The sequence below is a fragment of the Paenibacillus sp. N119s genome, from assembly GCF_059447605.1.
This window is the reverse complement of the sequence record NZ_JCAJRU010000025.1, coordinates 19,443-31,826: the sequence shown is the minus strand read 5'-3', so window position 1 is coordinate 31,826 and position 12,384 is coordinate 19,443. Positions and strand designations below refer to the sequence as shown.

The window sequence follows — 12,384 nt, the reverse complement described above, 5'->3', positions numbered from 1 at the left end:
ATGATCAGGTAGAGGCCATGACGATGGGTGACCGGATTGTAGTTATGAAGGATGGTATCATTCAACAAGCTGCATCTCCGGATGAACTGTACAACCGCCCGGTGAATCTGTTCGTAGCTGGTTTTATCGGATCTCCTACGATGAACTTTATCTCAGGTAAGCTGGTTGAAAAAGAAGGTGCATTACATTTCACAGCACCAGGCCTGGATCTGTTTGTACCTGAAGGTAAGGGACAGATTTTGAAAGCGAAGGGCTACACAGGCAAAGAAGTGATCCTGGGTATCCGTCCTGAGGATATTCATGAAGAGCCTGTATTCTTGGAGGCTTCTCCAAATACGATCTTTACATCCACTGTGGATGTAACAGAAAACCTCGGTCATGAAATGCTGTTGTACCTCAGCGGTGCCGGAAATGACACGATTATTGCTCGTGTAGACGGAAGATCCAATACTCGTGATGGTGTAAAAGCGAAATTGGCTGTTGATATGAACAAAGTTCATATTTTTGATAAGGAATCGGAATTGAGCATTCTGGTTGGCGAGTAAGATTAGCCTCTGGAAGAGAGTCGCAGTTTTCCCAAGCGGAGAACTGCGACTCTTTTGTATATCGACAGCTACTAGCTTCGGCATTGCATTCAATGGAAAATTCCGATACGATGAGTGTACAATGGTGCAGGTCTGGTTTCAGATAAGCGTCATTGGCAGAAATCATAAGGTCATCCGACTGTCAAAAAGGGGTAGCCTGGAATCCTATTGTTAAATCAAGTGGAGTGTGGGCTCGTGTAGGATAGACTACGTGGGATTGTGTGGTTAATAGAATAATGCTACATAAATCAAATGGCGTATAGAATCCGGCTTTGCAGATGAAGGGGAGAATACAATGGCTAAACAGGTAAAGGTATCCGAGCTTGTACAGCAGTTTCAAATGGAGGTTATTTCCGGTGAAAAGGGTCTGCGCAGACTGATCACCGTGGATGATTTGAATCGCCCAGGTCTGGAGATGGCCGGGTATTTTGAATATCATACACAGGAGCGGGTACAGCTTTTGGGTAGGTCTGAGTTGGCTTTTCTGGGGATGCTGCCTCCTGAGGAGCGACGGGATCGGATGGAGCGTTTATGTACAGAGCTGACTCCATGTATTATCGTCACACGTGGTCTTGAGGTGCCGACTGAGTTAGTGGAGGCAAGTACAGAGCGAGATATTCCTGTATTGCGAACCAATATGGCTACGACCATTTTATCGAGCCGTATCACAGGTTTTCTGGAAAGAAAGCTGGCACCTACGGCAACTATTCATGGCGTGTTATGTGACGTGTATGGCGTGGGAATGCTGATCACAGGCAGTAGTGGAATTGGTAAGAGTGAAACAGCACTGGAGCTCGTTAAACGTGGGCATCGCTTGGTAGCAGATGACGCGGTAGAAATTCGGCAGACGTCCGACTTTCAGCTGCATGGAACAGCACCTGAACTAATCCGTCACCTGCTTGAAATTCGTGGTGTAGGTATTATTAATGTGATGACACTGTTTGGTGCTGGCGCAGTTCGTAATAATAAGCGTATTACATTGGTTGTCCGTCTGGAGGCATGGCAACAGGACAAGCAGTATGACCGTCTCGGACTCGATGAAGAAACCACACGCATTATTGATACAGATGTTCCGCTCGTTACAATTCCAGTTCGTCCGGGCCGAAATCTGGCTGTTATCATCGAGGTGGCAGCCATGAACTATCGCTTGAAACAAATGGGCGTTAATGCAGCTCTGCAATTTACCAATAAGCTGACGGCTACGATATCCGAAGACATGGAAGAGATGGATTAGGCTTCGTTCGGTTGTAAGGAAGAACAAGGAGTGAGAGAAACATATGGCAACGGCAACATTACTGCTGAATCCGATCGCTTTTTCAATCGGGGCAATTAAGGTCCATTGGTATGGGCTTATTTTGGGGCTGGCGGCGCTTGTGGGTTTATATCTTGCCATCCGTGAGGGAAAAAGGTTCGGTATTCCGCAGGAATTCTTTATGGATATGCTGCTTCTGGGTGTTCCGTCGGCCATTATTGGAGCGCGTATTTATTATGTAGCCTTCAAATGGGAAGACTATCGGGATAATCTATGGGATGTCTTTAAAATTTGGAACGGCGGTATCGCGATCTATGGTGCCTTGATTGGTGCTATTATATGTGCGGTAATTTATTTCCGCTATAAAGGGTATAACTTCTGGCGTATCGCTGATATTTGTGCGCCTGGTCTATTGATTGGTCAAGCGATTGGACGCTGGGGTAATTTTGTCAATCAAGAGGCTTACGGCGGACCAACGGAAGAGACCTTTTTGCGGAATCAACTGCATTTGCCGGATTTTATCGTGAATCAGATGAATGTTAATGGAGTATTCCACCATCCTACGTTCCTGTACGAATCGCTGTGGAGTATCGTAGGTGTGATTTTACTGCTTGTGATTCGCCGGATGAAATTTGTACGTGCGGGTGAATTGTTTGCATTTTACTTCATTTGGTACTCGATCGGTCGTTTTTTCATTGAACGAGTGCGGACAGATAGCTTAGCTTTCCAGGGACCGGATTGGTTGGCTTCCTTTGTGAATGCTCTGTGGTCCCCAATGGTGTGGCTAGGGTTTGAACCAGGATACTTGGACCCGAGTTACGGCAACGTACGGATTTCACAGTTGCTTGCTATTTTCATCATTGTAGCTGCCGTGATTTTCATCTTGGTTCGTCGTCGGAAGGGCTCGGCCGTTGCAAGATATAGCGACCCGATTGTCTCTAGCAAGACGGGGATTGATCAGGTACCTGATGTGACACCAGAGCAGGTGTCCCGTCCTGGGCAGGATGCGGTTTCTTCAACAGCTGCGGTGGATAAACTATCTAAGGAAGACACGGACGAGGATAAGAAGGAGCATCTATGATAAATACGATTTTGTTTGATTTAGACGGTACCATTATGGATACGAATGAGCTGATTATCAGCACATTTCTACACATTTTGAAACATCCAGATGCTGATCCGCTGACGCGGGAGCATATTATTCCTCATATGGGAGGAACGCTGGACGATCAGCTCCGTACTTTCACGGGATTAACGGATGTATCTGAGCTGGTTAAAGACTACCGTGCCTATAATCAAATTCATCATGATCAAATGGTGAAGCCATTTCCACATGTCATTGAGGTTATTCAGGAGCTACGTGCACGAGGAATCAAGCTAGGGGTTGTGACAACCAAGATACGACCATCCACGATGCGTGTACTTAACCTGTTTGATCTGACTTCGTCTATGGACTACATTGTGACGGTAGACGACGTGGAACATCCGAAGCCTCACGCAGAGCCAGTGCTCAAGGCCTTGGCAGGTCTGAATGCTAAAGCCGAACATACGTTGATGGTTGGAGATAGCTCCTTTGACATTTTGTCAGCTCAGGCGGCAGGTGTGAAATCTGCTGGGGTAGCCTGGTCGCTCAAGGGTGAAGAAACTCTGCGCGGGTATGGGCCAGACTATATGCTATATGATATGAGGGATCTGCTGAAGCTGGAGCTGCAAGGTGTCAATGTATCGTGAGAAAGGTGAACCGCTATCCTGTAGAAGGTCCCAATGCGTTGTGGCAAATTTATCGGACGGTGAGCCCTTGGAAAGGCATTAAGAACTTCATTTTTATACAGATTGCCCGGTATTGTCCTGTGCTTTCTTTGAAAAATGCTATTTACCGCAGAATATTGAGGATGAAGGTGGGGAAACATGCTGCCTTTGGCCTGATGGTGATGGTAGATGTTTTTTTTCCGGAGCATATTACGATTGGCAACAATTCGGTTATTGGATATAACACAACCATACTGGCTCATGAATACCTTATACAGGAGTATCGCATCGGTAAGGTGGTGATCGGGGATCATGTGCTGATCGGCGCGAATACAACCATTTTGCCGGGGGTTACCATCGGTGATAGAGCTATAGTTGCGGCCGGAGCGGTCGTGCATAAAGACGTGCCAGCAGGTGCGTTTGTGGGCGGTAATCCGTTGCGTGATTTAAGACGCTCTGGTGTGAATGAGTAGTAAAATAGTACCTTAAGAAAGGCCCCTTATATATTAAGGGGTCTTTCTTGTGCTGTTTTTCTGTATAATAGGTGGGGTAATACACGTTGTTGTGTTTAACAATTGATCATAGATATATTTGCAAGGCGATATGGGAGCGTGTTGATTTGATCCAAAAAGAACGTATACCAGAGCTTGATATTTATCGGGGAATACTGATTGCGGCCGTCGTTACTATTCATGCAACTTCAATGGCATTGATTGATGCGCGTCATTCTTTATTGTTTTATCCCTTTTTATTTTTAAATGTGTTTAGCAGCTTTGCGGTACCTGTATTTATCTTTGTGAGCGGTTTTGTTTTATTTTACAATTATGTCGATCGGCCGCTTCGTGGAAAGAGTATGCTTTTGTTTTTTCGAAAAAGACTAATGTTTATTGTGTTACCCTACATTTTATTTTCTCTTATCTACTATTTGACCTTGGTGGCACGTGGGTTGATGCCGTTTGGTGATCTTCCATTGGTGCTGTTAACGGGAAAGGCGTATACGCATCTGTATTATGTCATCATCATCATCCAATTTTATTTGGTCTTTCCACTGTTGTTGTGGGGAGTGCAGCGTTTGCGTCAATGGGTATCGAGTCCACGGAGAGCAGCAGTTATCGTCTTGGCAGTTGGGTTGGTCATTCAATGGGGGTTTGTACTGCTGAACAAATACGTTTGGCAAGAGGAGAGAGGAAGCCTTGCGATTACGTATTTCAGTTACTTTGCCTTGGGTGCTGCTGTAGCGATTGGATATGAAGGGTTTAAAAAGTGGCTTTTTCCAAGTCCAGGCACGGTAATGGGTCGCGGTCGATTGATCAGCTGGTGGGTCTTGTGGGTGGCCTGGTTATTACTAGGGATCGTGTATGTACAAATATGGTTTGTAGCATACCGTAAAGCCATTTATGCGGATTCGCTGGTCTATGAACTGCTACATAATGCATATGCTCTCGTATCTGCATTGGTGCTGTTTCAGTTATCGGTTTTATTATATCGTCACTCCAGTGATAGGTTGCGAATGTTCATCAGTTGGCTGGGAGCATGTTCTTTTGGTATTTATTTACTTCATCCGGCGTTATTACGGGTGTATCGCAAACTCGATTTACATGGTACACCGATAGAATATGTCTTTTCTGTTGCTGGCGGATGGTTGTTGGCGTTGCTTGGATCATGGCTGATTGTGACATTGTTCTTTCGATATGTACCATTTTCATGGATCGGTTTGGGGACGATTCCGAAGTTTCCGTTTCAGAGTAAAGATGAGCAGGTAAATTGTTAACTGTTTTGATTTGGACTGTTGGCTTAAGGCTGACAGTCTTTTTTTAGGATTCATGTATTTTGCATTGGATAAAATATGGAGAGGGGCAGCGACTTGCCTAATCTGTAAAAATGGGCTGCTTCGTTTGGTTGACGTTCCTAAGTAGGGCATGATAATATATCGAATATACTTTAGTTTGTTAGCACTTTACCATGATAAAGATACTGTGAAATCATGAGGTGAAAGAGATGTCTAAGCCAAAAGGATTCGAGATTCCTATAGGGGTTCGGGATTATCTCCCACGAGCAGTGTCGAAGCTGCGGGCCATTGAACTGAATGTACTCGCATGCATGGAGCGTTGGGGCTACCGCCAGATTATGACGCCTACGATGGAATACTACGATACAGTGGGAGTGGCTAGTTCTACTTCTGATCGGAAGCTGTTTAAATTGCTCAACAATCGGGGAACTACGTTGGTACTTCGTTCTGATATGACCGCTCCAATTGCACGGGTGGTATCTTCGTTGCTTAAGGATGAGGAGGTCCCTCTTCGTCTCTCCTATCACGCCAATGTATTTCGAGCGATTGAGGAAGAGGCAGGAAGAGAAGCGGAGTTTTTCCAAACAGGCGTGGAGCTGGTAGGCGATGACTCCCCTGAGGCTGATGCAGAGGTTGTTGCATTGGCCATTGCATCATTGCAGGCAGCAGGTGTTACCTCTTTTAAAATTGCCATGGGACATGTGGGCTTCCTGAACGGATTATTTGAAGAGATCATTCCAGGTCGCCAGGCTGAACAGCAGGCGCTAAAAGAACTGCTGCTCAGTCGTGATGTAGTGGGCTATCGAACAGCAATTGAGGCTTTGGGTTTGGCCTCTGAGCATCGGGATAAGTTGGAGGCCATCCTTCGTCTGCGTGGCGGGAAGGAAATTTGCGAGCAGGCTACCCGCCTTAGTGTGGATCAGAAGACGCTTCAATCCATTGCACATTTGTGCGAGGTGTGGGAAGTGCTGGAGGCGTACGGCGTATCTGAACATGTGCTAATTGATCTTACCATGATCGGGGATTTTTCATATTATACAGGAATGACTTTTGAGGGCTATGCATCCGAAATTGGGTTCCCAGTTTGCAACGGAGGTCGTTATGACAATCTGCTTCAGCAGTTTGGGCGATCTGTCCCGGCAACGGGATTCGCATTGAAGACGAACCGAATCGTCGATGGTGTGGATGGTATCGCAATTGAAACGAAGCGCCCTGTACTTATTCGTTATGACGAGCAGGGACGACAGGAGGCTTTATCTGCAGCGGCACAGCTGCGTGCAGAGGGTTTTACTGTGGTGACAGGACTCACAGGAGGGCCAGAAGGTCGACGTCATGAGCAGCAGGATCTGTACGCAGAGGTATATAGCTATACAGCCGCAGGAAGACAGCCAGTACAAAGGAGGGAATTGCCATGACGGAAACATTGAAGGTAGCCATGCCGAAGGGACGGATTTATAAGCAGGCTTCCGAGTTGTTTCGCCGGGCAGGAGTTCCCATTCCACTGGATGTGGACGAAACGCGCAAGCTGGTCATTCCACTGCCTGAGCTGGGGATGGAATTTATTATGGCAAAGCCCGTCGATGTTCCTACGTATGTAGAGTACGGTGCAGCTGACATCGGTATTGTGGGTAAGGATGTTTTGCTGGAAGAAAACAAAGATGTATATGAGCTGCTGGATCTGGGGATTGCCCGTTGCCGCATGTCGGTGATTGCTTTACCCGATTGGCAACCAGGTATTCGTCAGCGGGTCGCTACCAAATACCCGAATATGGCTTCCCAGTATTTTCGCGAGCAGGGTCAGCAGGTGGAGGTCATTAAGCTGAATGGCTCCATCGAGCTGGCGCCGTTAATTGGTCTGGCAGATCGCATTGTAGATATGGTGGAAACAGGTCAGACCTTGCGGGAGAACGGATTGGTTGAGCAGATCAGCATACTGGATATTACCAGTCGTCTGATTGCCAACCGGGTCAGTTACCGGATGAAAAATAGTTCGATTCAGGCGTTGTGTGATCGATTGCATCGGGTAATTCCAACGGAGGTAGTACCGAAGGATTAAAGGAACGGAGCAACGGTTAAAGAGCATTCTGCAAGCAAGCTGCAGGTAAGGGGGAATGAGCAAATGAAGATCGTAGCAGCCCGTGATTTCAGTCTCCAACGAGAGGTAGATTACGGCACACCTGAGCAAAATGAGGCAGTACGTACCATTATTCAATCGGTACGCCAAGAGGGGGATAAGGCTATCCTGCGGTATACGAAAACGTATGATGGTGTATCGCTGACAGCCGAGCAGCTTCGTGTGACAGATGAAGAATTGAAGTCGGCCTATGATAAAGTAGAGCCTTCATTTATACAGGCGATTCGAGAAGCAGCCGACCATATACGTGCTTTTCATATCAAGCAAAAGCGTAACTCATGGATGGATTTACAGCCAGACGGTAGCTTGCTCGGTCAAATCATCCGACCGTTGAAACGTGTAGGCGTGTATGTTCCGGGTGGTAAAGCTGCCTATCCTTCCTCGGTATTAATGAATGTTATTCCAGCTCAAGTGGCTGGAGTACCGGAGATTGTTATGGTGACACCCCCGGCGACAGGTGGAAAGGCAGGGATCGACCCCTATACACTGGTAGCTGCGGCAGAGGCTGGTGTAACGGAAATATACAGAGTTGGCGGAGCACAGGCTATTGCCTCTCTTGCATACGGGACACATACTATTGAACCGGTCGATAAAATTTGCGGTCCCGGCAACATCTATGTAGCGTTGGCGAAGCGAGAGGTATACGGAGCAGTGGATATCGACAGTATTGCGGGACCGAGCGAAATTGTCGTATTGGCTGACGACACGGCGAACCCCTCTTATGTCGCAGCTGATCTACTTTCACAGGCGGAACATGACGAAATGGCCTCGGCCATTCTAGTTACGCCTTCGCAACGTCTGGCCGAAGAAGTATCAGTCGAGGTACAGCGCCAATTGGCGGAGCTGCCGCGCAGAGATATTGCTGCTGCATCGGTGGAGGCATATGGAGCCGTTATTGTCGTAAGCAATTTAGAAGAGGGCATCCGTATAGTAAACCGGCTTGCGCCAGAGCATTTGGAGATCATGACAGAGCAGCCGATGGAGCATATGGGGATGATCGAAAATGCAGGAGCTATTTTTCTCGGGGCGTACAGCTCGGAGCCGGTAGGCGATTATTTTGCCGGACCTAATCATATTATTCCAACGAATGGAACGGCGCGCTTTTCCTCGCCAGTGGATATTGATGATTTTATTAAGAAGTCGAGTATGATCTATTACAGCAAGGAAGCGCTGCTGCGCAACGGAGAGACCATTATGCAACTTGCTCGGCATGAAGGACTGGAAGGGCACGCACGGGCGATACAAGTTCGATTGGACAATGAGAAGAAGGCGGTGGATGGCGATGGGGAACGAAAATAACAAAGCAGAGCGTACAGGCAGTGTTAGTCGGAAAACGAACGAAACAGATATTCAGCTATCATTTGCAGTAGATGGTACAGGGCAAGCAGAGATTGAGACGGATGTTCCTTTTCTGAATCACATGCTGGATTTGTTCACGAAGCACGGACAATTTGATCTGAACGTACAGGCCAGAGGGGATGTGGATATCGACGATCACCATACCGTGGAGGACATTGGGATCTGTCTAGGGCAAACCTTGCTGGAAGCATTGGGTGATAAAAAAGGCATCAAGCGCTATGCCAGCGTCTTTGTACCGATGGATGAGGCGCTCGCGCAGGTTGTTATTGATCTTAGCAACCGACCTCATTTTGAGTATCGTGCAGAGTATCCGTCTCAGCAGGTAGGCAGCTTCTCGACAGAGCTGGTGCATGAATTTCTATGGAAATTTGCGCTGGAGGCGCGTATGACGCTACACGTCATTGTCCACTATGGGCAAAATACCCATCATATGATTGAGGCAGTGTTCAAAGCCTTGGGCCGTGCATTGGATGAGGCGACCTCCATTGATCCACGAGTGACAGGAGTGCCTTCAACGAAGGGAGTGCTGTAGTCCATGTCCATTGCCATTGTGGATTACGGCAGAGGCAATCTGCATAGTGTGAGCAGGGCGGTTGAGCGCCTTGGTTATGAGGCTGTAGTGACAGGAGATGCTCAAGTGATTCGTGCCTCCAGCGGTGTGATTTTGCCGGGTGTAGGGGCCTTTGGGGATGCGATGGAGCATCTGCGTTCCAGCGGGTTAGATCGGGTTATTCAGGAAGTTGCAGGTGCTGGACAACCGCTGCTCGGTGTTTGTTTGGGAATGCAGCTATTGTTCACTCGTGGTGAAGAATACGGCAGTCACGAAGGGCTTGATATTTTACCAGGCGAGGTCGTTCGGTTTGCTCCTGATCTGGGCGTTAAAGTGCCGCATATGGGCTGGAATCGTCTGCATATCACCCAGCCAGAGCACCCGTTATTGCAGGGTTTAGAGGAAGGGCATGTGTATTTTGTGCATTCCTATCATGCAAAGCCGGAGAACGAAAGTGACCTACTGGCAGTAACCGACTATGGCGGACCTGTAACGGCTATCGTAGGCAGAGGAAAGGTATACGGCATGCAGTTCCATCCGGAGAAAAGCGGAGAAATGGGAATGCGTCTACTTCGTCGGTTTTTGGAATTGGCGGAAGCGGAAAAGCGAGCATAACTACTTAAGCGTAAGTTGTTGATAAGCCTAATTTTGGGCGTTGATGGGTGCCAGGATATATAGCTGTTGATTAGCTCATAAGGGGGTCATACTTTGTTCACGATATACCCGGCGATTGATATTCGCGATGGCAAATGTGTACGACTGGTGCAAGGAGATTATAACCAGGAGACGATATACAACGAAAATCCGGTGGAAGTAGCACGAGAATGGGAGCGTTTGGGCGGCTCCTACATTCATTTAGTTGATTTGGATGGTGCCAAAGCAGGCCAACCCGTGAACGATGCGCTTATTGGACGGATCGCTTCTGCGGTACAAGTGCCCGTGCAAGTGGGCGGCGGGTTACGTACGCGCGAGCATGTGGAGCGGCTGTTGTCGCTGGGCGTGAGCCGGGTGATTTTGGGTACGGCAGCTATTGAGGATCGTGCTTTTACGGAAGCGGTATTGGGTACCTACGGTGATCGGATCGCCATCGGTCTGGATGCGCGGAATGGCTATGTGGCCACACGAGGATGGCTCGAAACCTCGGAGGTCCGAGCAGATGAGTTAGCTGCTGAGCTGGCCTCCAAGGGAGCGGAGACATTTATTTTCACAGATATCTCCCGCGACGGTATGATGCAGGGTCCGAATGTGGAGGCGATCGCAGCGCTTGCCAAAAGCAGTGGCCGAACCGTGATTGCATCCGGCGGTGTCAGCAAGATGGATGATCTAATCACACTGAGCACCTATGCGAACGAAGGCGTAGGTGGTGCTATTGTGGGTAAAGCATTGTATACAGGGAGCATTGATTTACAGGTTGCCGTACAAGCTGTAGCAAAGGCATAGGGGGAGTAGGCATGCTGGCTAAACGTATTATTCCCTGCCTGGATGTAAAGGATGGCAGGGTGGTTAAGGGCGTTAATTTTGTGAACTTACGCGATGCGGGTGATCCGGTGGAACTGGCTGCGCTTTATGACCGGGAAGGGGCGGACGAAATCGTATTTTTGGATATTTCCGCTTCGGTTGAAGGCCGTGCCACAATGGAAGAAGTAGTTCGCCAGACAGCCGGGGAAATTGCCATTCCTTTCACCGTAGGTGGCGGGATATCTCATGTCGACGATATGAAACGCATTTTACGTGCTGGTGCTGATAAAATCGGCGTAAATACGGCGGCTGTTCGTAACCCGCAGCTGATTGCAGAAGGTGCGCGCAGCTTTGGTTCACAATGTATCGTTGTTGCCATCGATGCCAAGTACAATGAGGCGTGGGGCGAATGGGAAGTATACACGCACGGAGGCCGCACGCCATCGGGTATTCGAGCCTTGGCCTGGGCTAAGGAAGCAGAGCGGCTGGGGGCCGGTGAGATTCTGCTGACCAGCATGAATGCAGACGGAACCAAGGATGGCTTTGACCTGCCGCTGACTTCCGCGTTTTCGGATACCGTAGGGATTCCAGTGATTGCTTCCGGCGGTGCAGGCAAACAGGAGCATTTCTATGACGTATTTACGTCAGGCAAGGCGGATGCTGGATTAGCAGCAACGATTTTTCACTATAAAGAAATCGGAATCCCTGAGCTGAAACGGGATTTGAAGTGCAGAGGAGTGGAGATACGATGAGCAGTGAATTGAACCAACAGCTATCTCTGGAGCAGATATTGGATAATGTCCGCTGGAATGAGGCAGGGCTTGTTTCGGCGATTGTGCAGGATGATGCTACGCTTCAGGTGTTGACGCTGGCCTATATGAACCGCGAGTCGCTGAAGCTGTCTTTGGAGTCAGGAGAGACCTGGTTCTGGTCACGTTCCAGACAGGAGCTGTGGCACAAGGGGGCAACTTCTGGGAATACGCAAAAGATCTCTTCCATCCAGCTTGATTGTGACGGCGACGCTCTATTGGTGCGTGTCATTCCAAGCGGTCCTGCCTGTCATACAGGCGCAACGAGTTGCTTTTCTCGTGATATTTCCGCGCCAGGGACAGCCGTAACACCTGCTGTAGGAAATGCAGGAGCTCAGTTGACAAATCGTACCGATGCGATTTCCAGTGTTTCAGAAGGTCGTTTTGAGGTGCTTGCCCAATTGGAGGCAATTATTAAGGAACGCGAGGAGACACGTCCTGAGGGAGCCTATACGACCTATCTCTTTGACAAAGGCGTAGACAAAATCCTGAAAAAGGTTGGCGAAGAAGCCTCCGAGACCATCATTGCAGCCAAAAATAAAGATAATGAGGAGTTGCGCCTAGAGGTCAGCGACTTGATTTATCACCTGTTGGTGCTGTTGCAGGAGCGCAAGCTACCACTCGATGACGTGCTGGCTGAGCTGAATCGCCGTCATGAACGCCCTCGTCGTGATTAGGACGTGTGCTGCATTGTATGAAA

Annotated in this window: 14 protein-coding genes; all 14 read left to right on the top strand. The window is 48.4% G+C overall.

Going from position 1 to position 12,384, the window contains the following annotated elements; translation table 11 throughout:
• The coding region (locus AC5V8P_RS05535) for a TOBE domain-containing protein (RefSeq protein ID WP_495473570.1) at positions 1-545 on the top strand (545 nt) is incomplete at its 5' end.
• A gap of 334 nt (positions 546-879) precedes the next feature.
• Positions 880-1,818: an HPr(Ser) kinase/phosphatase gene (gene hprK, locus AC5V8P_RS05530; RefSeq protein ID WP_063212498.1), complete on the top strand. Its 939-nt coding sequence runs from the start codon at positions 880-882 to the stop codon at positions 1,816-1,818.
• 43 nt (positions 1,819-1,861) lie between these two features.
• Positions 1,862-2,917 (top strand): prolipoprotein diacylglyceryl transferase, encoded by a 1,056-nt coding sequence (gene lgt / locus AC5V8P_RS05525; RefSeq protein ID WP_064797368.1) that lies wholly within the window; start codon positions 1,862-1,864, stop codon positions 2,915-2,917.
• Positions 2,914-3,567 carry a pyrophosphatase PpaX gene (ppaX, locus tag AC5V8P_RS05520; RefSeq protein ID WP_064797367.1) on the top strand — a complete coding sequence of 218 codons (654 nt, stop codon included), beginning with the start codon at positions 2,914-2,916 and terminating at the stop codon, positions 3,565-3,567. The genes lgt and ppaX overlap by 4 nt, the downstream gene beginning before the upstream one ends.
• Positions 3,564-4,058 carry an acyltransferase gene (locus AC5V8P_RS05515; protein WP_064797366.1) on the top strand — a complete coding sequence of 165 codons (495 nt, stop codon included), beginning with the start codon at positions 3,564-3,566 and terminating at the stop codon, positions 4,056-4,058. Before ppaX ends, AC5V8P_RS05515 begins: the two co-directional genes overlap by 4 nt.
• A gap of 146 nt (positions 4,059-4,204) precedes the next feature.
• Complete coding sequence (locus AC5V8P_RS05510) at positions 4,205-5,356, top strand: acyltransferase (protein ID WP_064797372.1); 1,152 nt, start codon at positions 4,205-4,207, stop codon at positions 5,354-5,356.
• Positions 5,357-5,583: 227 nt separating this feature from the next.
• Entirely contained in the window at positions 5,584-6,789 is a 1,206-nt protein-coding gene (locus AC5V8P_RS05505; protein WP_064797365.1) for an ATP phosphoribosyltransferase regulatory subunit, read from the top strand.
• Positions 6,786-7,430, top strand: coding sequence for an ATP phosphoribosyltransferase (gene hisG / locus AC5V8P_RS05500; protein WP_064797364.1), 645 nt, complete (start codon positions 6,786-6,788; stop codon positions 7,428-7,430). Before AC5V8P_RS05505 ends, hisG begins: the two co-directional genes overlap by 4 nt.
• 63 nt (positions 7,431-7,493) lie before the next feature.
• On the top strand, positions 7,494-8,807 hold the full coding sequence (hisD, locus tag AC5V8P_RS05495) for a histidinol dehydrogenase (RefSeq protein ID WP_064797363.1): 1,314 nt from the start codon (positions 7,494-7,496) through the stop codon (positions 8,805-8,807).
• Positions 8,791-9,399, top strand: a complete 609-nt coding sequence (hisB, locus tag AC5V8P_RS05490) for an imidazoleglycerol-phosphate dehydratase HisB (RefSeq protein WP_013368799.1) — start codon at positions 8,791-8,793, stop codon at positions 9,397-9,399. Before hisD ends, hisB begins: the two co-directional genes overlap by 17 nt.
• Before the next feature lie 3 nt (positions 9,400-9,402).
• On the top strand, positions 9,403-10,032 hold the full coding sequence (hisH, locus tag AC5V8P_RS05485) for an imidazole glycerol phosphate synthase subunit HisH (protein ID WP_064797362.1): 630 nt from the start codon (positions 9,403-9,405) through the stop codon (positions 10,030-10,032).
• A gap of 93 nt (positions 10,033-10,125) precedes the next feature.
• Positions 10,126-10,857: a 1-(5-phosphoribosyl)-5-[(5-phosphoribosylamino)methylideneamino]imidazole-4-carboxamide isomerase gene (gene hisA / locus AC5V8P_RS05480; protein WP_064797361.1), complete on the top strand. Its 732-nt coding sequence runs from the start codon at positions 10,126-10,128 to the stop codon at positions 10,855-10,857.
• An 11-nt stretch (positions 10,858-10,868) separates the two neighbouring features.
• Positions 10,869-11,627, top strand: coding sequence for an imidazole glycerol phosphate synthase subunit HisF (gene hisF, locus AC5V8P_RS05475; protein ID WP_064797360.1), 759 nt, complete (start codon positions 10,869-10,871; stop codon positions 11,625-11,627).
• Positions 11,624-12,361, top strand: a complete 738-nt coding sequence (hisIE, locus tag AC5V8P_RS05470; protein ID WP_064797359.1) for a bifunctional phosphoribosyl-AMP cyclohydrolase/phosphoribosyl-ATP diphosphatase HisIE — start codon at positions 11,624-11,626, stop codon at positions 12,359-12,361. The genes hisF and hisIE overlap by 4 nt, the downstream gene beginning before the upstream one ends.
• Positions 12,362-12,384: the final 23 nt, after the last annotated feature.